The organism is Rhizobium sp. YTU87027 (assembly GCF_050644135.1).
In the GTDB taxonomy this organism is placed as follows: Bacteria; Pseudomonadota; Alphaproteobacteria; order Rhizobiales; family Rhizobiaceae; genus Rhizobium.
In genome coordinates this window covers 15,808-39,630 of sequence record NZ_CP098443.1, presented here as the reverse complement: position 1 = coordinate 39,630, position 23,823 = coordinate 15,808, and the positions used below count along the sequence as shown (strand labels likewise).

The window sequence follows — 23,823 nt, the reverse complement described above, 5'->3', positions numbered from 1 at the left end:
TAGTCAATTGCGTAGCTTTCGTCCATCGCGTTCGACTAATCGTCTGAGCGCCCCGAAATGCTCGAAACAATAAGCTTCCATGCAGGGCCAGCATATCCGTATATCCCGACGGATTTGTCCCGAAGAGATCCATAGGCCCTCGGTATTATTGGTATCAAAGAGTGCTAACGACGCGTCATCGAAGGGTTTGCTTGCGCTCATCTTCCGGATGCCTACCTGCCCCGGATCATGTCCGCGGCTTTTGTCCCAACGCTAACCACCAAGTCTCTTCTACCACAGCAGCTTGGGCTGGTTTGAGACCCACTCCTGAAAGTCGATCCCGAGGAGCCTACCCTCACACGCAGCTTCTCAGTATTTCGTCAGTTCACCATCGAACCTCCTTCTGCTTTCTGCAGCACATTACGGACGGAAACTGGACCAGCCGCAGCGAGGAAAGCGCATAAAGCGGGAGCGCGTTTGCACCGGGCAACTGCCAGCTCGATTAGGATGCATGATCCTAGCGCGCCTCCCTCGGGTCGATGAGCCGACGTCACCTACATTCCCAGCTGTGCCGCGGCTTCGTCGAGCGACCTATCCAAGGCTTTGACGATCATGTCGATTTCTTCGGGCTTGGTGATCATTGGTGGTGAAAACAGCACAGCATCGTCTGTCGGACGCGTGATCACGCCATTCGCCTGCATGCGCTCCGCGACCATGGAGCCGAGTTGTCCGACTGTCCCAAGCGCCGTTTTGTTGTCCTTGTCGATGACAAGCTCAACGCCCGCGAGAAGCCCGATCCCGCGAACTTCGCCCACGAGCGGATGACCAAGAAGCTTGCGGAACCCCTCCCTGAGTCGGTTACCCATCATTGCGGCATGTTCGGGAAGCCTCTCGTCCTCAATAATGCGGATCGTCTCCAGCGCAACGGCAGCTGCAACGGGATGGCCACATGTAGTGAAGCCATGCCACATCCCACCATATTTAACGCTGGCATCATAGATCGGCTCCAATGCTTTTTCATTCATTACAAAGGCGGCAAAGGGAATGTAGGATGACGTCAACTGTTTAGAATAGACCATGACATCAGGTTCAAGATTGTAAGTTTCCGAACCGAACATTTTTCCGGTGCGGCCAAACCCGCATATCACCTCGTCAGCTACGAACAATACGTCGTATTTCTTCAAGATGGCCTGCACCTTTTCCCAGTACGTCACCGGTGGTACGATGACGCCTCCTCCTCCCATAACGGGCTCCGCGATGAAGCAGCAGATCGTCTCCGGGCCTTCGGCGAGAATTGCGTCTTCCAGCTCCTTGGCCAGACGCGTTGCGAACTCTTCCTCGGTCTCACCTGGAACGCCTTCTCGATAGAAATGCGGGCAAGTCAATCGAACAACGGGCATAATCAGATCATGCCCCCAGTGGTTGGCGTCAAGACCAGTCAGGTTGTTGGTGGCAATCGTTGCACCGTGATACGCGCGCTTGCGGGCAATAATCTTTTTGCGTTTTGGCTGTCCCATTGCATTCGATCGCTGCCACAGGAGTTTTATGACCGTATCGATGGCCTCTGAGCCGGATGCATTGAAAAAAGCCTTGCTCATCGGAACTGGCGACATTTCGACAAGCTTTTGCGCCAGATCGATAACTGGCGGCGTCGAGCGGTGAACAAAAATATGATAGAATGGTAATCGGTCATATTGCCGTTTTGCCGCTTCACCGAGACGTTTTTCGCTAAACCCGAGACCAGCAGACCACATGCCCGACATCCCCTCGAGATATCGCTTTCCTGCATTGTCGTAGACGAAAACCCCCTCGCCCCTCTCAATGATAATCGGACCGACCTCTCGATGCTTGATGTGATTGGTGTGGGGATGGAGCATATACTTGATATCTCGGGCTTCCATCGAGTTGGTTAGGATATTTCCGTCCAAGTTCATCTCCACTTTCAGACTGCTGGTCGCCATTGTCGAATGGCTAACGTACGTTAGTTATTTCACTTTGAAAAGCCGGATTGTCTCTCAGTAGATTAGCGGCCGCAAGGAACACGAATGCTCCGCCAGCTCACGGCTAACTTGACGCGGCGGCGTTAGATTGGTCGCCTCGAGGTTGCGCGTACGTCGGAAAATTCGCGCCGCCACCACACTGCTTGACGATTAAACTTCAGCTTGCCGCAACCAAACGAACCGCCGGCAGCGCTTCCACGTCGTCACCAAGCTTAAAGATTTGGATCAAGTTTTTCAGTGCCAGTATTTCTTCGCTAAGGGATAAGCTTGCAGCAGTCGTCTCCTCGACCATCGCGGCATTTCGCTGGGTCACCTCATCCATTTCGTTCATGGCACGATTAATATCACGTACAGCTTCCGCCTGTTCGATGGATGACCTCGCAATGCCGTGAATTGCACTACTGATTTTCATCACCTGCTCGGACATCAGATCTAAAGTCGATCCGGCATTCCCAACGAGTTCCGTCCCCTCCTTCACCTGCGCGGCCGAGGCATTGATGAGCGCCTTGATTTCACGCGCAGCGCTTGCAGAGCGTTGAGCGAGTTCGCGCACCTCCTGAGCGACTACTGCGAAACCTTTGCCAGCGTCTCCAGCACGCGCAGCCTCTACGCCTGCATTCAACGCCAAAAGGTTGGTTTGGAATGCAATCTCATCGATAACGCCAATAATTCGCGACACCTCAACAGACGACTGCTTAATTGCGTGCATTGAACTGATCGCAGCAAGCACGACGTCCCCAGATTTTTCTGCGTCACGCCGCGCACGCTCGACATCGGATGTCGCGGTTTCTGCCACTGCCGCACTTGAACTGACCTGCTCGCTGAGTTCAGAAAGAGCCGCGGCTGTCTCTTCAAGGTTAGCGGCTTGCCTCTCGGTACGGGACGCGAGATCAGAGGCACTACTGCCAATTTCTGCGCTGTTCGAGCTGATGTTTGCGACAATACTGCTGATCTCGGTCATAGTGCTCTCGAGCTTTGAGACGGCGATATTGAAGTCGTCTTTGAGTTGTGCGTACTCACCAGGAAAATGCGAACTAATACGGGTGCATAAATTGCCTTGCGATAGCTGAGACAGATTCTCGGCGAGGGTAGACACAATTCGGCGCTGGGTGGATACTGCCTCAGCCCTGTCCGCGTCAAAACGGGCTTGCTCCGTTTCGGCTGCTTGCTGCTGAGAGGCTGCTTCGGTTTGCAGTCGCTCCGTGTCGGCCAACTGGAACCGGAAATTTTCAAGGGCTTGCGCTACGGCACCAACTTCATCTGCGCGATCCTGGCTACTGACTTCGACATCGTATCTCCCAGATCGCAGAGCATCGACGTCGCGAACGAGCTTTGCGAGCGGCTTTCGAACAGCTTTGTCTACGACAACAAACAGTGCCGCAGTCACAGAAAGGAAAGTCACGAGACCTGCAATAATCAGAAGACTCGTCTGATCGGCAACCGGTGCCTCGACTATTGCCCGCGGCACATCGACGACGACGAGCCATTTCGTCCCAACATCTGGCAGCTCAAAAGGATAGATGACACGATCGAAAATCCCACCCTTTTCGTCCTCGATACCGCTAATTGTCTGGAGCGCGTTGGACTTTAGCGCTTGCTTGACGGAATCCACGCCTGGATCGGCATACTCCTTCGACGTGACCTCTGTGGTCGGCCCGACGATCCAATTTCCGGACTGCGACAGCAAGAACACCCTTCCTGTCTCAAACGGGCGCATCGCGCGCAACTGGCTGCCAAGCGAAGATAGGGATATGTCTACACCAGTTACACCGATGAACTCTCCTTTCGATATGACCGGATAAGTGACTGAGGTCAGCGTCACTGGGTTCTTTGTGCTCGGGTCGACGTAGGTAAAGGGTTCAGTCAGGGCACCCTTCCTACTTTTTTTCGAAAGGGCAAACCACTCCTCCGAGTAGTTGACGCCGTCGAACGTTTCGAACGATGCCCCGGTGGGATGCATCACCCACGTCATCGCCAGTCTCCCGGAAGCGTTCGTTCCAGAGCCCACGTCCCCTTTCAAGGCCGCAGATTTCCCGTCGAAAACGTCAGTCTCTTCGCCAAACCATGTGGCATACAAAACATTGGAGTGCAGAGTTGCGTACTTAAGGATATCTCGGAGCAGGGAACGGGTCATTCCCCCGTTGTCTCGGCCAAGACTGATAACGTCAGCCATAGTGCGGACGGCACCCGCGTATTCGCCGATCGAACCGGCAATGTCGTTCGCAATGGATCTTGCCTCGACTTCTCCTTGCTTTTCCACGAGACGCTGAGTGCGTGCCGCAGACTTCTCAATCACGAGATAGTTTGCTCCCAGCAAAACCAGGAAGAAGGCGACACCGGCCGAAACAATAATTTTCAACGCCAGAGACTTATTTAGTAGCTGATACATAGATCCCCTCCTTCTATCTCATTTTCACACTGGCCAATGAGGAGCAACTCGCGGGCCCAAAGAATCCATATCGCGCAATACGAACGTTCGTTAGCTATAGCGCATTGTTGGTGAATAGACCCCTAAACACGTTCGGGTGGTCGAGAGTATTGATGCGGCATGCGCCAAACAACGGGGTTTCATGAATGGGTCGTTGGCAAACGAGCAGCACAAAAGTCATCCGCTGCAGCACGCTTCAATTCCAAGGGCGGGACATTGGATAAATCCCGATTCCCCAGTGTCAAAGGACCGTCAATTCGGCGGCAATTTCGCGTCCCGTAGCTCTGAGGCCTTGACGGACACGAAGCCGAGCTCGTCGGGCGACATCAGATCGTCGCGGATGCGTTTGGCGGAAGCTGCACTCATCGCCTCAGATGCGCTCCCCTGCTTTTGAAACGCGACGATAGCCGCTCGAAAAAGGCGCTATCCACCTTCGCCCATGGATCCAATATGCGCCCTAGTTTTTCGCCGAGCCGATCAACGGCTACAGACGCTCGACGCACATAGCGACGCCCATGCCGCCGCCGATGCACAGCGTCGTCAGGCCCTTGGACACGCCGCGACGCTTCATTTCGAACAGCAGCGTGTTGAGCACGCGCGCGCCGGATGCGCCGATCGGATGGCCGATGGCGATCGCGCCTCCGTTGACGTTGACGATCGCCGGATTCCAGCCGAGGTCTTTGTTGACGGCGCAGGCCTGGGCGGCAAAGGCTTCGTTGGCTTCGACAAGCTCGACATCGGCAACCGACCAGCCGGCCCTTTCAAGCGCTTTGCGCGAGGCGGGGATCGGCCCGGTACCCATGATCTGCGGATCGACGCCGGCGGTTGCCCAGGAGACGATGCGGGCGAGCGGTGAAATGCCGCGGCGGGAGGCTTCCTCTTCGGTCATCAGCAGGGCGGCGGCGGCGCCGTCGTTGAGGCCGGAGGCGTTGGCGGCGGTAACCGTGCCGTCCCTGTCGAAGGCCGGACGTAGCTTCGCCACGGATTCGAGCGTCACGCCGTGGCGGATATATTCGTCCTGATCGACCGTCACATCGCCCTTGCGGGTGGAAATGACGAAGGGAACGATCTCGTCGACAAAGCGGCCAGCTTTTTGGGCAGCCTCGGCCCTGTTTTGCGAGGCGAGCGCGAACTGGTCCTGCTCTTCGCGGGAGAGCTGCCACCGGCGCGCAATGTTTTCGGCAGTGATGCCCATGTGATAGCCGTTGAAGGCGTCCGTTAGACCATCCTTGATCATCGTGTCGATCATCTTGAAATCGCCCATCTTCACGCCGGCCCGCAGGTGCGCGCAGTGGGGTGCCATGGACATGGATTCCTGACCACCTGCAACGATGATACGGGCGTCGCCCGTCGCAATCTGCTGCATGCCGAGCGCGACCGCACGCAGGCCCGAGCCACAGAGTTGGTTCACGCCCCAGGCTGTTTTTTCTTGCGGAACTCCAGCCTTCATTGCTGCCTGGCGGGCAGGGTTCTGGCCTTCACCGGCGGCGAGAACCTGGCCGAGGATCACTTCATCCACTTCGGCGGCCTCGACACCTGCACGCTCCAGCACACCCTTAATGACGGCAGCGCCGAGTTCATGGGCCGGAGTGTCGCCGAAGGAACCGTTGAAGGTGCCAACGGCTGTGCGGGCCGCGCTCGCTATGACGATAGATCCATGCATAGCTTCACTCCTCTACGTTAAAGCTGCTTGTTTCCTCACGCGAGGATCGGCAATAACGAGGAGACCGAACTCCTAGCGTCGCCGTAGAACATTCGCGTGTTTTCCTTATAGAACAGTGGATTTTCGATGCCTGAATAGCCGGTTCCCTGGCCGCGCTTTGAGACAAAAACCTGCTTGGCTTTCCACACTTCGAGCACGGGCATGCCTGCAATCGGCGAATTCGGGTCTTCTTGGGCCGCCGGATTGACGATGTCGTTGGAACCGATGACGATAACAACATCCGTTTCATGGAAGTCGTCATTGATCTCATCCATTTCCAGCACGATGTCGTAGGGTACCTTAGCTTCGGCGAGGAGCACGTTCATGTGACCTGGAAGGCGGCCGGCCACCGGATGGATAGCGAAGCGCACGTTCTTGCCAGCCGCCCTCAACTTGCGGGTCAGCTCGGAGACAGCCTGTTGCGCCTGGGCGACCGCCATACCGTAGCCCGGTACGATAATGACGCTATCGGCATCGTTTAGCGCACTAGCAACGCCTTCCGCATCGATGGCGATCTGCTCGCCTTCGATTTCCATCGTGGGACCGGTCGCGCTACCGAAACCGCCGAGAATGACAGAAACAAAGGAGCGGTTCATAGCCTTGCACATGATATACGACAGAATCGCTCCCGAGGAGCCGACCAGCGCACCGGTGACGATGAGGAGATCGTTGCCGAGCGTGAAGCCAATCGCCGCAGCCGCCCAACCGGAATAGCTGTTGAGCATTGAAACGACCACCGGCATGTCGGCGCCGCCAATCCCCATAATAAGGTGATAGCCGATAAAGAAGGCGAGCAATGTCATCAGAAACAGCGTCCAAATGCCGGCGCCGTTAAAGAACATAAATAGCAGGAGGACTGAGACGATCGCAGCGCTCGCATTGAGGAAGTGGCCACCCGGCAGTTTCTTCGCCTTGCCGTCGACCTTGCCAGCAAGCTTGCCGAAAGCGATGACCGAGCCGGTGAAGGTGACGGCGCCGATAAACACGCCGAGGAAAACCTCAACCTTCAGGATGACGATCTCCACCGCATCCTTGTGCGCGAGCTTGGCGGCAAACCCGGCCAGTGTCGAAAGATCGCCGCCGGACGCCTTCAGCGCCAGAACCGTCCCGAGTTCCAGTTCGGCATTGAAGCCGATGAACACGGCGGCCAAGCCGACGAAGGAATGCAGCGCCGCAACCAACTGCGGCATTTCCGTCATCTGCACGCGGGCGGCGACATAATATCCCATGACCGAGCCGGCGGCGATCATTATCAGGATGATGAGCCAGTTGCCGACGCCGGGACCGTAGACCGTGGCCACGACGGCAAGCGCCATGCCGACGATGCCGTACCAGACGGCACGCTTGGCACTCTCCTGGCCGGACAGGCCCCCGAGCGAGAGGATAAACAGAACTGCAGCGGCGATATAGGCCGCAGAAACGATACCGATAGTCATAATCTTTTCCCCTTCCCGCTTAAGACTTCTGGAACATGGCAAGCATGCGCCGTGTCACAAGGAAGCCACCGACGATGTTGATCGTCGCGATCAGCACCGACAGGGCTGCCAAGACCACTACGAGCCAACTGCCAGAACCGACCTGTAACAGCGCGCCAAGGATGACGATGCCGCTGATGGCGTTTGTCACCGCCATCAGCGGCGTATGCAACGAATGGCTGACATTCCAGATGACCGAGAAGCCGATGAAGCAGGCGAGCACGAAAACGATGAAATGGTTCATCAAGCTTTCCGGCGCATAGGCGCCGACCACGAGCAGGAGCAGGATCGCGATCACCAGCAGCCCGGCCTGGTTGCGCGTCTGCGCCTTGAAGGCCGCGGCTTCCTTGGCCCGCTTTTCCTCAGGTGTTGGCTCCTTCACCGTTTCCTTCGGCTTGGCCGCCGCGATCGCCTGTACCTTGGGCGGCGGCGGCGGGAAGGTGATCTCGCCCTGGAACGCAACCGTCGCGCCCCGAATGACGTCGTCTTCCATGTTGTGGACCACCGCGCCGTCCTTGTTCGGCGTCAGGTCGGTCATCATGTGGCGGATATTGGTCGCATAGAGCATCGAGGCTTGGGCGGCCATCCGGCTCGGGAAGTCCGTATAGCCAACAATGGTTACCCCATTCTCGGACACAATCTTCTGGTCGGCTACGGTGAGGTCGCAATTGCCGCCACGCTCGGCGGCAAGGTCGACGACGACCGAACCGGGCTTCATCGCGGCCACCATGTCGGCAAGCCAGAGCTTCGGTGCATCACGTCCCGGTATCAGCGCCGTGGTGATGACGATGTCTATCTCAGGAGCCAGTTCGCGAAACTTGGCGAGTTGCTTCTCGCGAAACTCAGGCGACGAGGGCGCGGCATAACCGCCGGTCACGGCACCATCCTGCTGTTGTTCTTCGAAGTCGAGATAGACGAACTCGGCCCCCATCGATTCGATCTGCTCGGCCACTTCCGGGCGAACGTCAAAGGCATAGGTGATAGCGCCGAGCGAGGTCGCCGCGCCGATCGCGGCAAGCCCCGCAACCCCAGCACCGATGACCAGAACCTTGGCGGGCGGCACCTTGCCCGCAGCCGTCACCTGGCCGGTGAAAAAGCGGCCGAAATTGCTGCCAGCCTCAATCACAGCTCGGTAGCCGGCGATATTCGCCATCGATGACAGCGCGTCCATTTTCTGGGCGCGGCTGATGCGGGGCACCATGTCCATGGCAATGACATTGGCTTCGGTCAACTGTGCCTGCTCCAGCAGGTCTTTGTTCTGCGCCGGATAAAAGAAAGAGATCAGTGTCTTGCCAGAAGACAGCTTCGCGACCTCATCCGCTTCCGGCGGACGAACTTTTGCAATCACATCCGACGAGGACCATAGCGCATCGGCCGAGTGAATAATCTCGACGCCGGCAGCAACATAGGCTTCGTCAGAAAATCCGGCAGCGTTGCCGGCACCTGTCTCGACCAGGCACTGGTATCCAATCTTTTGTAGTTGCAGTGCGCTATCGGGAGTCAATGCGACCCGAGCCTCTGCGGCGACGATCTCGCGCGGCACGCCAATTCTCATCTTGCTAGGTCCCCTGCTTATGAGCCGACCGCCGTGAGGTCAGCAGATTGTTGGAGTTAAATCAGACCGTTATGTTTGCTTCGGTAGCATCGCGAACGTCCTGTTCGGAAACACCGTCGGCGAGCTCGACGATTCGCAGGCCACCATCCACGACGTCGAGCACTGCGAGATTGGAGATGATGCGGTTGACGACGGCCTTGCCGGTCAGTGGGAGCGTACACTCCTTCAAGACCTTGGATTCGCCGGCCTTGTTTGTGTGATCCATGACTACGACAACCCGGCGCACTCCCGCAACTAGGTCCATGGCCCCGCCCATGCCCTTGACCAGCTTTCCCGGTATCATCCAGTTAGCAAGGTCACCTTTTTCGCTCACTTCCATGGCGCCCAGGATCGCCATCGCGATCTTGCCGCCGCGGATCATCCCGAAGCTCGTCGCGCTGTCGAAATAGGCCGTCTCCGGCAGCTCGGTGATGGTCTGCTTTCCCGCATTGATCAGATCCGGATCCTCGTCACCCTCGAAAGGGAACGGGCCCATGCCCAGCATACCGTTCTCCGACTGCAGGATTACATTGACACCTGATGGAATGAAGTTCGGAACCAGGGTGGGGATGCCAATGCCGAGATTGACATAGGTGCCGTCCTGCAGTTCTTGGGCGGCACGGGCCGCCATTTTATCACGATCCCAAGCCATCTCAGGCCTCCTCACGCTTGCGGGTGGTCACTTTCTCGATGCGCTTCTCGTGCGGCCCCTCGATGAGACGGTGCACATAGATGCCGGGCAGATGGATGTGGTCCGGATCAAGAAAGCCTACAGGCACGATTTCCTCGACCTCGGCGACACAAACCTTCCCGCACATGGCGGCCGGCACATTGAAGTTCCGAGCGGTCTTTCTGAAGACCAGATTACCTGTGGGATCGGCCTTCCACGCCTTGACGATCGCCAGGTCGGCGATGATCCCGCGTTCGAGAATATAGATTTCTCCGTCGAACTCCTTGTGGTCCTTGCCTTCGGCGACCAACGTGCCGACGCCGGTTTTCGTGTAGAAACCGGGGATCCCGGAGCCGCCCGCCCGCATTCGTTCGGCCAAGGTGCCCTGCGGATTGAATTCCAGCTCAAGTTCGCCAGCCAGATATTGGCGCATGAATTCGGCGTTCTCTCCGACATAGGAAGAGATCATTTTCCTGATCTGCCTGGTCTCCAGGAGCTTGCCCAAGCCGAAGCCGTCGACACCGGCATTGTTGGAGGCAACCAAGAGGTCCTTGGCTCCGCTCTCCAGAATTGCGTCAATCAGCAGCTCAGGAATGCCGCACAGACCAAACCCCCCTGCGGCTATCCTCATGCCATCGAAGAGCAGTCCCTCCAACGCCTGCGCCGCGCTAGAATATATTTTGCTCATGTTGAAACCCGCAAATTGATCGAAACACACGCACGTCGTACTCGGTGTCGCAAACCGAATGCTCTCACCGCCCCTCCGCAAGGAGATGGCTCGGTCGGGCAGTCCGACCGAGCGACAATGTTCAAAGTTCTCACGGATCCCAGGTCAGAGCTTCTTGAGCGTTTCCTTGAGCCAATCGGCAGACGCCTGGCCAATTTTCTCCAGGTGATCGGCCTTTGTGTAAAGGCTCATGTGATCGACGCCACCAACCGAGACAAACGACTTGTTCGGATTGGGGATGGCGTTGAACATCTCGATTTCCAGATCGGCCGAAGTGATATTGTCACCCTTTGCGATCGCAACAAGAACCGGGGTTTCGTAGATACGCTCGGCATAGGGCTTCACCTGATAACGCAGGAGCCATTCAACGGATTCGATCGTGGTCCAGTGCTCGTGAAGAGGCGCCGACTTTTCTTTAATGCCCATGAAGCCCGAATAAATATGCGGGAACGGCCACGCCGTAAGTTCCTTGCTCGGATCTTCCTTTGGCGACTGTGCAATGATGCCGCTAGGCTTGCCCTCGTAACGGTTCTTCCGATCAGCGGCGACCAGGTGCAAAAGTTCTTCGAAACGCATTTCGCCGTGGCAACGACGGAGGGTCAAATAGCCGTCAATAACGGGAACTGCTGAAATGACAAAAGCAAGCCGAGGCTCGATGGCACCGGTGATGATTGCGTGTCCACCAGCGTAAGAGATGCCCATCAGGCCAATTCGCTTGTGATCGATACCTTCGAGCGTTTCAGCATACGACACCGCGTTTCGGATGTCCTCGATCTGCTCCCAGGGGTTGAGATCCTGCCGGACATCGCCTTCGCTTTCACCGAAGTTTCTATAGTCAAAGGCCAGCGTGGCGCAGCCGATGTCGTGAAACTTCTTCGCGTAGTTTGGGAGAACGATTTCCTTGGTATAGCACCATCCTCCAGCCATCACCACGAGAGGGACATTAGTCTTCCCTTCGGGGCGAGTAAGCACGCCCTTCAGGGTGTAGCCACAGCTTTTAAATTCTACCTTCTGTTCCACGCTAAATCCTCCATTGGTCATAGTTGCAGGCAGCCTAAGCTTCTCTAGGTGGCCTACGATGGAAGGTACCGTAAACGATGACCCGCTCGATTGCGCATTCCAGTCGGCCAAACACTACGCCGCAAAAGTCATCTTGGGCCGTTTTCTTCGAGTAAGAGATAGATGGAGAAACATGGAAAGAACGTTGGTCTTTCAATGCATTCGAGCTGTAAAGCGCGGCAATGAACGCCACCTCGAAAATTGTTCAAAGTGAAGAATTGATGTTGAGACGTGTACCCCCTCGGCATCAAGGGCGCGACGACTTCGAAGTGATTTGGAATACTCTGGTGGAGACAGTTAGGCGCTAACTTTTTCGATGCGCGAAATTCGACGGGTATCTAGGTCTGACGACAGGATGCCCCGGGAAAAAGCGACCGCTTTATCGAGCACGGCGTCCTGAAGCTCGATATCAGATGTCCAGTCACACCAGATCTCGGCGCAGTCGATCAGACTCATGACTGCACGCGCTTTTTCGCGCGTGTTTTCATACCCTAAGGCCTCGCCAACGGCCGCATAGAGTCGGATAAAAAGGTCCACGCGCTCATCCATGTCGGCGCGGAGATTTGCTGGCAGGAAGCGGCCGACCTTGTCGGATGCGAAGATCATGTCCCACAAACGATTATTCGGGTTATCGAGCTGCTGCCGGCAGTGATTGCGAACCAATGCGTCCCACATTTCGTCATGGCTACGAACATTTTCGATAGCTTTTAGCAGGGACTCGCCATAATCGCGCGATTGCCAACGAAGGCAATATTCTGTGATCTCCTCACGGCCGCCCGGAAAGTGCGAGTAGATGCTGGGCGCCTTGATACGAAGTTCCGCCCCAATAGAGCGCATCGTAATCGCCGCATAACCCCTTGCAGCAGCCAACCTCATGAACACATTTAGAATTGCCAGCCTCTTACTGCCGACATCCGAGAAATCGAAAGCCGCCATGCTGATGCGTAGTTCGTCGAGAATTGTCGTGATTTTTTCCGATAACGCCACGGTTCGTCCTTTCCATAAGGACGAACGATTACACTCTGCCAGCGGCGGGGACAACCTCTGTTTTACTTTGGTTTCAGGCAGATGCATACATTTCCTCGACCTTGTGAGCCGGTGAATGAGCGATGTATCCACTTGGTGTCACACCAGTCACGCGCCTGAACATCGCTGAAAAGGCTGCCGGCGTTTCGTACCCTAGATCTCCGGCAACGAGCGTCACCGGCTCACCTTGGTCCAATCTAGAGGAAGCTGCCGCCACTCTCACCTGCTGACGCCACGCAAGAAACGACATTCCAAATTCGGACTGGAATCTTCGAGCAAGGGTCCTCTTTGACGCTCCGACCAACTGAGCCCATTCGTCTAGACCCCGTGGACATCCGGGATCCTCAAGTATGGCAGAGCACACCTTTCCAAGACGCCGATCCTGACATTGGGGAAGCTGTAGCTCCAACGGGAGTGCGTGTTCTGCTTCGCGAAGGAGCACGCCAAGTTCATCAAGTATGAGCGCTAGTATGCGATTTTTCAGGTCATAGGAGTCATGATTTGTCGGTGAATCCAAACTCCGCAAGACAAGCTCACGCAGCAAAGCGCTGACAGATACAAGCATAGGCTGCGCCGAGAACGTATGGGGGATAACGTCCGGCGAGAAGTAGACAGTCCTTAGCTCCACGGCGCCCCTGGCGCGCATTTGATGTACAATTGAGGGAGGCATCCACACCGCCCGTTGCGGTGGAACAAGCCAAAGCTTGTTTCCGACGACCACCTCCATCACACCTGCGATCGCGTAGATGAGTTGGCCACGCCGATGGGAATGCGGTTCGACAAACTGTCCATTGTGGTAGTTCATTTCGCGCACAGCGATGTATTTAACTGTATCCCTTGTATGCAGCATCACAGTTCCTCCCTGTTGCCGAACGAATCCTGCTCGCCAGACACCGGCGAATAATATCAGGCCCCTCCTGGCCCCCGCCGGTGATTTGTCAGTGCCGACGGACAACTTTCAAACCGGCTCTATCGTCTTATTGCCTACAGATTGAGGCGAAGACTGCCGGGTTCTTGTGCTTAGAACTATTGCCCAAAACGCTCCTGCTATCGCCTGCCACCAGCATCAAAAGGTGCTTGAATAAATGGCAGGCGAAAAGCCTTCTGATGACTAGAAGAGCCGGACCGGTAGCTTGACGTAAGCGCGGGATCGGTCGGTAATGTCATACTCCGCAGTTCCGGCCATTTCGATACGCTCGATCCGATCGGCAATGACCCTGAAGATCGTATCAGCTTCCGCGCGACTGATAACCTGACCCGCGCACGCATGTGGACCAATGCCAAAGCTCAGGTTCTGCGCGGCATCGAGGGGTCTGTGCGGGTCTAGCTTGTCGGGATCCGGGAAAACTTCAGGATCTCGATTAGCGGCGTCAAGAAGGAAGCGGACTCGCTCACCTGCCTTGATCTGGACCCCGCGAATTTCCACGTCTTCGGTTGGGTAGCGAACAAAGGAAAGTTCAGGAGGATTCAACCGCAGGAATTCATTCTGAATTCCAACACGCAGATCAGGACGCTCCCGGTACAGGCGATAGATTTCGGGATTTCGTGCGAAATACTCAATTCCAGCACTGACGAAAAATGACGGATTGTGGCCTCCAGACCCCCAGAATAGCGAAATCGTCTGGATGACCTCGTCTTCTGTCATCTCCCCGGCCTTTTCCGCCTCGATCAAAGCATCGGCGAGGCCATCTCCGGGATTGGCGCGCTTGTAGGCGACCAACGCGATAGAGCGCCCTCGCAGGTAAGCGAAGGCAACGGCAGCCCGATCGTCGTCTTCCTTCGAGGCGACAGAGCTTAGCGCAGCCATAGCCTTCAACATTGAATCGTGGACAGGCGCCACGTCATCGGTGGGTAGCTGAAGAGCACGACACATGGCTGCATGCGTTGGAAATACCCCTAGATCGAGGTTAGCCTCGATAGTTTCTCCAGGTGACATCCGATCTAAGGCATCGTTCGCAGCCTTCTCCGCCGCTTCGACCCAAGTCTGGACGAGCTTCGGCGTAAACCATTTGTTGGTACGTCGACGAAGAGTTGTATGAACGGGGGGGTCGACTCCGAGCACTGTTTTGGAGAGCGCCGCCCAAGGTCCTTTGGGCACCCATTCCGGATCGACAATAGTCATGATCGGGAGTTTGCCGTATTTCGTGATGTCGTCATATCTGGAAACGACATACGTTCCGTCAGCCATCTTGTACACGGGCCGTTCTTGACGAACTCGCTCGTACCACGGATAAGGGTTTTGCCTGTAATTCTCGTCTGCCCATGGCAAGTATTCATCTTGGATTTGAGCTACCGCTTCCATTTGCCTATCCTTACGCATTGATCCCATGCCCCGATGTGACCGTCCTTGCCGACACCGCGAAGCTTTAAGAGTTGCTACGACGTGGCGACGTCGATCATCTCCGCAACGTTCAAGATTTTCTGTCGGCAACGCCCCTCCAGCGCATTTGCGCGTTCCCAGTCATCGATCTTCCGCCAACCGCTGAACGAAACGGCTTTGTCGCCAATAAAGTCTGCTAGGCTTGAAATGCCTTCGCCATCGCCGACCCGAAGCTCTCCGGAGTCAAACGCGTGGATGATCGTGTCGACAACATCCTTTGCATCCCGCCTATTCGCGGCGATGGCGCCTTTTCCGCCGCTGTTTAGCCAGCCAACCTTGAAGACGTTTATGCCGCTCCATTCATCTTGATTCGAGCCGGCTCTCTCGAATCCGATTGCGGTGACAATGCAGTCCACTTCAAGCTCAAGGTGGGTGGGAAGTTCTCCTTGCTCGACTGTAAGCAGGTCCGTCTCGCCCATGGTTCGCACGGCCGAAGGGCGGGCATTGAAATGAAAACAAACCGTGATTGCGCTTGAATTCAATCGTATGGAATGATCTGCCATAGTTCGCAAAAGAAGCGCGCTGACCGGATCATCCGCTACATGGTCAAGGCCAGTCGCAACCACTTTGACGTGGGAAAGGGATACTATTTCTTTCAGCATCGACAGGTCAAACTTGGCCAGCGACGCGGGCGAGCGACCGATGACATCGATGCGCTCGATGCCTTCCGTGCGAAGAAACTTAAGTCTGCTGTCGGCTACATCCGAGCCGACAAGATGCTCATTGCGCTTCGCTAGAAGGCGGATGACATCCATTGCAACGTTGCCATTGCCGACGACCGCAACCTTGCTCCCGAGATGCCGGGGCAAGCCGTTCGAATGTTTCGGCCCATCAAAGACCGGATGACCGTTGAGCGCTTTGAGCAGAGAGCCTGCGCCGATAGTAGGACCGTGCCGCCCATCGCCACCCATCTGCAGGCGCCGGTCACTCTCCAAGCCGGTGGCGAGGATTACGACGTCAAAACTGCTGCGCAGTTCCTCAAAGGGAACGTCCCTGCCGACGGTGATGTTGCCGACAAACTGAATTCCGTCACGTTCGAAAAGTCGGTCGAATTGTTGGGTGACCGATTTGTTGCCCTGATGATCGGGAGCAACCCCGTATCGAATCAGTCCGTACGGAACGGGCAAGGCTTCGAAGACAACAACCTCCGAATCCGGCCATTTCTTTCTAAGAAACTGAGCGGCGTAGCAACCAGACGGTCCACTGCCGACGACAGCAATGCTTGGGCTCTTAGCGTCCATACTTCGCGTTCCCCTTTGGTTTTTCTACGAAGTAATATTTGCGGGATACATACTAACGTTCGTTAGCTTTTTGTCAAGGTGACTTTCATCATTCTTTCACAATCCAAAGGCCGCTGCATGCAGCCTTTGGATGAAGCACCGGCGTAGCATTACAGCTTCTCGCAGTCACTCTTCAGCCACGTCGGGTCGTTGATGTTATCTCAGATAGCCACATGCCGGCGCCAATTGCCACGCCCTGAATAACCAACTGCCACGATGTGGGAAGACCGAGCATCTTGAGAGACTGGTCTAGCTGTATGAGAAAAATAGCGGCTATAGAAACAGAGAGCATGTTGCCAATGCCGCCAGTCATCGCAACGCCTCCGAGAACCGCTGCGGCAATAGGCGCCATGAAGTACGGGTTTCCTGCATCGAGCGTCGGATTTCCGATGAACCCAGCAAGCAAAACCGCAGCTATTCCGTATATTAGCCCGGCAATAGCATAAGCCCCGGCTTGATAGAGCTTTACATTGATCCCAATGATAAACGCAGCGTCCGGATTGCAGCCTGATGCCTCGAACTTCCGGCCCCATACGGTTTTGGTCAAAAGTAAAACCGCGATCAATGTTATGACTGAAGCGATTGCCACCGCCGTCGGAACACCGAATATGCGTCCGTTCCCGAACTCGGCCAGGCTTGGGGGCACAGGGGACTCGGCCCCGAAGCTTTGACGATACCATATCGTCAATCCTGTCACGATGGCGCCAACAGCCAAAGTGACTATTAGAGCATTCAACTTCAAGAAGACGATCGACAAGCCGTTAATGGTGCCGACGAATACCGCCCCTAGCAATGCTGCGACTACGGCGATCCACAGTCGCTCATCGCTCCCTCCCGAAACGCCAATCAGTATCGAGCTCGACAGCGTAATGATGGCGGGCGCCGACAGGTCGATGCCACGAGCCATGATTACCGTGGCTTGTCCGATTGCCGCTATTGCAAGGAAAGCCGAGAAAGGAGACACAGCCAGGAGGGTCGTGCCATCGAGGCTTTTCGGCAGGAAGATTGCATCGGCCACCAACAAAATACCAAGAGCGATCCAGATGGTGAGGAATCGCCCCTCCAGTCTCGCGAGGGCGGAGCGTCGCGGTCTTTGATTCGCGGCGGATTTACTGGAAGCAGCGGCGCCGACACCAGAGGCAAGGTTGTCAAGTTGCTCAGAGGGCATGGTCAAACCTCCACCGCCCGCTTTTGCTTTGAAAGACCTTTAAGCAGTCGATCGAACCCTGAAGCTCCGGTATAAAGAAAGATCGCGATCAGCGTCATCGCGCCGGATGCGATTACGCCGAATGCGGAGTTCAACCCAAGCACCGAGATCACGTTCGTCATAAGGGTGAAGAAAAAAGCCCCAAGCAGTGCGCCAGAGAAAGAGCCTCTCCCTCCGCTAAGCGCCGCTCCGCCGAGAACAGCTGCAGCTATGCTCAAGAGCGCGTAGTTTTGCCCCACGGTTGGATGGCCGACAGCGACCTCGGCACCAAGGAAAAGACCCGCGACAGCAGCGGTCAGTGCAGTGAGCGCATATGCCCGAAGATGGATCCAGGTCGTTGGTGCGCCGTTTCGTCGTGCTGATTCCTCACGGAAACCCACAGCCTTCGCGAATAAGCCGGATTTGGTGCGATGCAGCCAGAAATCGCCTACGATCGCCGCGACGACGAGGATACCGGTCGATACGGGCACAAAGCCGATGCAGGTTCGCAAAAATGATGTGAACTGACCATTGAGGACACCGCCTGGTGTCGGTCGACCAACAAGAGCCAATCCCTGCATGATGCTCAGGGTCGCGATCGTCGCGATGACCGGGTTTATCCGCCCGAAGCGTACCAAGCTTCCGTTTGCGAAACCCGCGATTGCTCCAACACAAAGGCAGCCGATCACGCCGACCGCCATTGCGGAAGGACTGATCCCTGCGCCAATCATGAAGGACATCGTAACAACAATCAAACTCATTAGAGATCCAACCGACACATCGATGCCTCGCACGACAAGCGCCTGAAGCTGGGCCATGGCAACAAAACCAACCGGGGTCAGTGCGAGAAGAAGGTGGCGAAAATTAATCGGCTTTAGGAACACATCACTGTGCGTTGCTGCGTAAGCGCAGACCAGCACGATAAGCCCGATCAAGAATAGGATCGGAATCCACCAGGGCGAGCTCCCGGAAACGATCCGCTGAAGTGTACCGAGTACTTCTTGCGGCGGCTGGCCACGTTTGTTGTCCCGGGCATTCCTTGCAGTGAGAAAGCTCGAGACAATTGTCTCTTCTGTAACGGACTCTCCGCTCAATTCCTTGACAATCCGACCGCGGGAAAAAACGAAAACGCGATCACAGATCCCAGCCAATTCTTGGGCATCGGAGGAATTGACCACGCACGTCCCTCCCTCACTGATATTCTCCCGGATTGCCTTGTAAATTTCGAAGCGGGCTCCTGCGTCTACGCCTTGAGTTGGCTCGTCGATGAGAAAGACTTTGGCGCCGGACCTGAAGCTTCTTGCGAGAACGGCCTTTTGCTGGTTACCGCCGGAAAGACCGATAACCGGCATCTCAAGATCGGCTGCCACGACGCCAAAATCCCTTTTCATCGTACGTGCTTGTTCTGTCTCGCGTCTGCGCGACAGCATGCCAAACCAAGTGAATGCCCCGAGAAGGGGCAGCACCATGTTCCTGCCGACCCCAAGCTCGGGGAAAATTGCCTCCCCCTTGCGATCCGAGCTGAGAAAGAGAACACCGCTGTCCAATGCAGCGCCTGGCGATACCCGAGACACTTGTCGGCCAGCACAAAACACTTGGCCCTCTGCTTCCTCCAAGCCGACCAGGGCGCGCATCGCCTCCCTCTGTCCGTTGCCCTCCGCGCCGGCAAAGCCGATGATCTCACCCACCTGTGAAGAGAAGGAAATGTCCTGAAACGCATCACCAGACAGACGATCGACAACCAACACCGGCTGATTCGATGTGTTCGTACATTTGACGCCATATTCCACATCGATTTCGCGGCCGACCATGAAGGTTATAAGGTCATGCTCTGAGAGGTCGCTGGTCACATCAAACGTACCGCGATGAACACCGTCGCGCAGGACAGTAATACGGCTGGCGAGCTCCAAAATTTCTGGAAGTCGGTGGCTCACATAAATGATGCACGTTCCCCGTGCCCTCAGATCAGCAATGATGGCAGCCAATTTTCGTACACCGTCAGCGTCTAGCGTGGACGTCGGTTCGTCAAGCAGCAGCACTTTGGGTTCAGACTGCAGCGCCTTGATGATTTCAATAAATTGACGTTGTGCTGGAGATAGTTCTGCGACGACGGCCTGCGGGTCGATCTTAAGCCCGTGGGCTGCAAGCCTTTTGGAAGCCCAACTATTCATTTCAGCGAAGGCAACCGAGCCCGCTTTCGCTGCCATGAAAAGATTTTGGGCTACAGTCATTTCCAAAACAAGCGAATCGTCCTGGTAAACCGTCGCAAGGCCGAAATCAGATGCAGCCCGCGGGTCTGCTCTAAGAAGCCTATTGCCGGCGATTTCGACAGTCCCCCCATCCGGCTTGACCACGCCGCTGGCGATCTTCATTAACGTGCTCTTTCCAGAGCCGTTCCCGCCGAGAATCGCATGAACCTCACCCGGCAAGCATTCCAGGTTCACTTGGTCCAGTGCGCGTACGCCGGGATATGTTTTCGACACTCCCTGCAGCTTCAGAACGGGCGTGGTCATTGCGGCCTCCTACGCAAATTCAAATTATGGAACCAAACAAAAACGGGCCGACACTCAACGCGCCGACCCGCTTGGGAGGTATCTCAGTTCGGGAACATTGCCTTGAGCGTATCCGCGTTCACGATGGTCGAAACAGGCGTTTCCATTGGGAGGTTTTTGTCGCAGAGGCCGTCCTTGACCGCCTTCATTGAGAAGGGGACCTTAACCCAGGTGGAGACGGTCTCGCCCGTCTTTGCCATCATTGCAGCGGTAACGGCGAAGCGGGCGGTAATCGTAGAGCCGGAAGCCGAATAATAGATCCGGAACCTGGGGTTCTTGGCGGCTTCCCAATCGCAGAACAGGCCTTGTTCATCCGTTCGGAGCGATACGACTGTATCGACAGGTTTGTTGGCGGCTTGGTAAGCGCGCATCGCAGCTCGGAAACCATCGGCATATTCGTAAGCCCAGCCGTCAAAGTCGCCATACTGGGCGAGCGCAGCGGATACCGCTTGGAAAGTGCCTTCCTGCGTCCAATTCGTGTCCATCTTCGCTAGGATTTTGATGGAAGAAGAGTCTGCCTCTTCCTGGGCACAGCCTTGCCATGTCGAACTCAGCGTGTTGCCCGGCGTGCCGCCGAGGGCGACGATAGATTTAGCTCCCGCCTTGTCGGCGACAACCGCCTTCACCATTTGATGGCCAAGCTCGCAAAGGTCTTCGTGAACGGTGCTCGCGTAGTCTTCGCCTGCAGTGCCGACTTCCTGGCCGTTATTCAAGACGACAGTTATGCCCGCTTCCTTGGCTTCACGCACCACCGGCAGAAGTGCCGGCCCAGCGTCAGCGTAAAGAACGATGATGTCGACGCCTTGGGCGATGAAAGCGTTCATATCTGCAATGGCTTTCGAGACATCACCGCGCGCCGATGAATATTGGATCTTTCCAATTTCTGGGTAGGCAAGCGCTTGCTGGATGAACTCCATTTTGGTTACGCGTCGCCAAACGTTTTCACCGAAGCCGTCGGCATAGGCGATCTTGAGTTTCCCGCCACTGCCGGTGTCGCAAGTATCGCTCTTCCAGCACTCCAAAGCCTTTGCCTGCAGTTCAGGCGTCAAGGGCTTTGCAGCAATTTCGAGCGATTTGGCGATGGCCGGATCAACCTCCGTTGTACCCAATCGGCTTTTCATAAGATCCTCGCCAGTTTCGGCGAGGCTCTGGCCGGCACCAAACAAGAAGCTGGTCGCCAAAAACGCTGCGAACATTGAACGGATGGTCATACTTCACTCCTCCCGGTTACTTGGCTCTCCCTCCCCAGGAAAGCCAAGCGGTTGAAAAATCGTCTAAATCAGAACCATGCCGCCATCGACCATGATGGTCTGGCCGGTGATGTAGTCGGAAGCATCGGAGGCCAGAAACGTCGTTGTCCCGACGACATCCTTCGGGACCGACACCCGGCCCAGTAGAATGTTCGCAGAAAACTCGGTGATCAGCTGCTCCGGCTTGGAAGTGATCCCGTGCTGCAAAGCGTCGTCATCGAGTTGCTTCCAGAGTTCAGTTGCGACGACGCCCGGGCTGAAGCAATTGACGGTGATTCCGTGCTTGGCAAAGGAACGGGCAGCCGATTGCGTGAGCGACACCACTGCAAACTTTGATGCGCAGTAGTGGGCATAGTCCGGCCAACCCTGTTTTCCTGCAATCGATGCCGTGTTGATGATCTTGCCACCATGGCCCTGCTTGATCATCTGCCGGGCAGCCTCTTGGGTGCCGATTAGGACGCCAAGGCCGTTAATCCTCATGATGCGGTTGAAGTCATCTTCCGTGACTTCCATGAAGGGGCAAGTTTGGCTGATGCCGGCATTATTGAACAGGACGTCGAGACGGCCAAACTTCTCCACGACCTTCGCGAGCATTGCCTTGACTTGCTGACGGTCGGAAACGTCAGCCGCGACAGACATCGCGTCACCGCCAGCCTGCTTGATCTGCTCGGCGACTGAAGCGGCGTTGTCCGCATTCAAATCGGCAACCGCTACCTTCGCACCATTGCGAGCAAGATCACCGGCGATGCCGGCGCCAAGACCCCGACCAGCGCCAGTTACGATGATGATTTTGTCCTTTACTGATCCAGACATTGTGTCTCCTCCGTTTGCTATGGATCTCACCTTAATCGCGCCAGATGACGCGAAATTCCTATGATGCGTGGAGGCTCCTAGCGAGCTCCCTCACTTCAGCCTTCTGGACTTTCCCATTCTGATTTCTCGGAACCGCATCGTCGCCGACCAGCCAAAAATCGGGCACCTTGTAGTCAGCGATCTTTTGCAGAAGGTAGGCGCGTAGCGTACTGTCGGTGACAGCGTCCGATCGGCGCTTTACAAACGCAAACGTCTTTTCACCAAGGACAGGGTCCGGCACGCCGACGACTGCGCAATCGTCGACTTCAGGATGCTCCATTAACGAGTTTTCAACTTCAGCACTGAAAACCTTGAAGCCGCCCCGGTTAATCATGTCCTTGAGGCGGTCATGGACATAAATCAGGCCGCAGGTGTCTCTCTTGCCAATATCGCCGCTCTTCCAAAAGCCATTCTCGAAAGACAGCAGGGTTGCCTTTTCGTTATTCCAGTAACCTGGACTCACGTTCGGCCCACGTATCCAGAGTTCGCCCGACTCGCCGTCTGCAACCGGCTTGCCGTCTGAGTCGACGATAAGAATTTCGTCGCACTCAAGCGGCAATCCCACGCTCGCGGGCGCAGACGACGTCAGCTCCGGAGGCATTATGGTGCAAACCGCGCATGTCTCGGTCGCCCCATATGCATTGATCATTCGGAGGCCGGGCACAATCTGACGAAACCGGTTGATGACGGCCGGCGGCATGATGGCCCCACCATAGACCCCGTATTTCCAAGCTGACAGGTCGTAGTCTTGAACGTTCGGTGCCATTGCAAGCAGTTGGTACATCGCCGGGACGAGGACCGCATAGGTAATTTGCTCTCGCACCATGAGCTCAAGGATGGGCGCCACCTTGAATTCACGTGCCATGACGAGCGTGCCGCCTGATGCCAACGTGACAGAAGCCAGCGGGCCGAAACCTGCGATGTGAGTGGCGGGAACCGCCAGAAGGCTCTTCTGCGGTCTGTCGATAGCAAGCGCATACAGATAATGCAGGCAGGTATGGACAAAATTCGTGTGTGTCAGGCATGCACCCTTCGGCTTGCCTGTGGTCCCTGACGTAAAGATGATCATCATCAGCGCCTCGCTCTCCAAAGCCGGTAGAGCTTTAGGCGACGACTTGGTGAGCCTATCGAAGTGGTCGTCCGAGGCCGCGTCCGCGTCAACAACAAAGATCCGGCTTGGTCCTCCCTCAGTCGGAAACTTGTCGAGCCACTGTTGACCCGTTATCGCAAACACCGGTGTGGCATCACAGACGATGTACTCAACGTCGGCGGGTCCGAGACGGGTACCCAGTGGGATAGCTATACCGCCCGCCCGGACAACCGCCAAGATCGCCACGAAATACTCGAGGCGATTGTCCAGCATGATCGCGACACGATCGCCTTTACACAGGCCCGCGTGAAGGAGGCCGCAAGCGGCATTTTCCACAAGAGTGTCAAGTTGCCGATAGCTGACACGTCGTTCACCGCAGATGACGGCCTCCCGCTCTGGAAAACGCTCCACGCTCGCTCGGAACAATGCGTCATAGGTGGCTGGCCGTGCGGAGTAGCGCACGTGCAGCCTCCCCGGTTCTTGTTTGGTCTCATTGATAGTTTGGTCAACCTTCCAGCGCCCCTCCTCAAAGGCGCCGAGAGGGATGTTCCAGCGGTCCCGATTGGCGGTTGG

Annotated in this window: 17 protein-coding genes; all 17 read right to left on the bottom strand. The window is 56.2% G+C overall.

The genetic code is table 11. The features are described from left to right. Positions 1 to 533 precede the first annotated feature (533 nt). The 17 genes from NBG89_RS30790 to NBG89_RS30710 all read right to left on the bottom strand — a co-directional run bounded on the left by NBG89_RS30790 (position 534) and on the right by NBG89_RS30710 (position 23,712). A complete protein-coding gene (locus tag NBG89_RS30790) occupies positions 534 to 1,907 on the bottom strand; it encodes an aminotransferase (protein WP_431324699.1) in 1,374 nt (457 codons plus the stop codon). Between the two features lie 229 nt (positions 1,908 to 2,136). Next, complete coding sequence (locus NBG89_RS30785) at positions 2,137 to 4,368, bottom strand: methyl-accepting chemotaxis protein (protein WP_431324698.1); 2,232 nt, start codon at positions 4,366 to 4,368, stop codon at positions 2,137 to 2,139. A 523-nt stretch (positions 4,369 to 4,891) separates the two neighbouring features. After that, entirely contained in the window at positions 4,892 to 6,070 is a 1,179-nt protein-coding gene (locus tag NBG89_RS30780; RefSeq protein WP_431324697.1) for an acetyl-CoA C-acetyltransferase, read from the bottom strand. A gap of 35 nt (positions 6,071 to 6,105) precedes the next feature. Then, entirely contained in the window at positions 6,106 to 7,545 is a 1,440-nt protein-coding gene (locus NBG89_RS30775) for an NAD(P)(+) transhydrogenase (Re/Si-specific) subunit beta (RefSeq protein WP_431324696.1), read from the bottom strand. A gap of 19 nt (positions 7,546 to 7,564) precedes the next feature. Then, positions 7,565 to 9,139, bottom strand: a complete 1,575-nt coding sequence (locus NBG89_RS30770) for a Re/Si-specific NAD(P)(+) transhydrogenase subunit alpha (RefSeq protein WP_431324695.1) — start codon at positions 9,137 to 9,139, stop codon at positions 7,565 to 7,567. A gap of 61 nt (positions 9,140 to 9,200) precedes the next feature. Next, positions 9,201 to 9,830, bottom strand: a complete 630-nt coding sequence (locus NBG89_RS30765; RefSeq protein ID WP_431324694.1) for a 3-oxoacid CoA-transferase subunit B — start codon at positions 9,828 to 9,830, stop codon at positions 9,201 to 9,203. Between the two features lies 1 nt (position 9,831). Further along, positions 9,832 to 10,536: a CoA transferase subunit A gene (locus NBG89_RS30760; RefSeq protein WP_431324693.1), complete on the bottom strand. Its 705-nt coding sequence runs from the start codon at positions 10,534 to 10,536 to the stop codon at positions 9,832 to 9,834. A gap of 144 nt (positions 10,537 to 10,680) precedes the next feature. Then, on the bottom strand, positions 10,681 to 11,616 hold the full coding sequence (locus NBG89_RS30755) for an alpha/beta hydrolase (protein WP_431324692.1): 936 nt from the start codon (positions 11,614 to 11,616) through the stop codon (positions 10,681 to 10,683). A gap of 315 nt (positions 11,617 to 11,931) precedes the next feature. Beyond that, positions 11,932 to 12,708, bottom strand: a complete 777-nt coding sequence (locus tag NBG89_RS30750) for a TetR/AcrR family transcriptional regulator (protein WP_431324691.1) — start codon at positions 12,706 to 12,708, stop codon at positions 11,932 to 11,934. Continuing rightward, positions 12,695 to 13,465: an AraC family transcriptional regulator gene (locus NBG89_RS30745; RefSeq protein ID WP_431324959.1), complete on the bottom strand. Its 771-nt coding sequence runs from the start codon at positions 13,463 to 13,465 to the stop codon at positions 12,695 to 12,697. The genes NBG89_RS30750 and NBG89_RS30745 overlap by 14 nt, the downstream gene beginning before the upstream one ends. A gap of 306 nt (positions 13,466 to 13,771) precedes the next feature. Then, a complete protein-coding gene (locus tag NBG89_RS30740; protein ID WP_431324690.1) occupies positions 13,772 to 15,091 on the bottom strand; it encodes a cytochrome P450 in 1,320 nt (439 codons plus the stop codon). After that, positions 15,037 to 16,281 (bottom strand): FAD-dependent oxidoreductase, encoded by a 1,245-nt coding sequence (locus NBG89_RS30735; RefSeq protein WP_431324689.1) that lies wholly within the window; start codon positions 16,279 to 16,281, stop codon positions 15,037 to 15,039. Before NBG89_RS30735 ends, NBG89_RS30740 begins: the two co-directional genes overlap by 55 nt. A 172-nt stretch (positions 16,282 to 16,453) precedes the next feature. Then, positions 16,454 to 17,488: an ABC transporter permease gene (locus NBG89_RS30730; RefSeq protein ID WP_431324688.1), complete on the bottom strand. Its 1,035-nt coding sequence runs from the start codon at positions 17,486 to 17,488 to the stop codon at positions 16,454 to 16,456. A 2-nt stretch (positions 17,489 to 17,490) separates the two neighbouring features. Then, positions 17,491 to 20,019 (bottom strand): ATP-binding cassette domain-containing protein, encoded by a 2,529-nt coding sequence (locus NBG89_RS30725; RefSeq protein ID WP_431324687.1) that lies wholly within the window; start codon positions 20,017 to 20,019, stop codon positions 17,491 to 17,493. Between the two features lie 83 nt (positions 20,020 to 20,102). Further along, positions 20,103 to 21,269 carry a substrate-binding domain-containing protein gene (locus NBG89_RS30720; protein ID WP_431324686.1) on the bottom strand — a complete coding sequence of 389 codons (1,167 nt, stop codon included), beginning with the start codon at positions 21,267 to 21,269 and terminating at the stop codon, positions 20,103 to 20,105. Positions 21,270 to 21,332: 63 nt separating this feature from the next. After that, a complete protein-coding gene (locus tag NBG89_RS30715) occupies positions 21,333 to 22,121 on the bottom strand; it encodes an SDR family NAD(P)-dependent oxidoreductase (protein ID WP_431324685.1) in 789 nt (262 codons plus the stop codon). A 58-nt stretch (positions 22,122 to 22,179) separates the two neighbouring features. After that, the gene (locus tag NBG89_RS30710; RefSeq protein ID WP_431324684.1) at positions 22,180 to 23,712 is read right to left on the bottom strand and encodes a class I adenylate-forming enzyme family protein; all 1,533 of its coding nucleotides are present in this window, start codon (positions 23,710 to 23,712) and stop codon (positions 22,180 to 22,182) included. Positions 23,713 to 23,823: the final 111 nt, after the last annotated feature.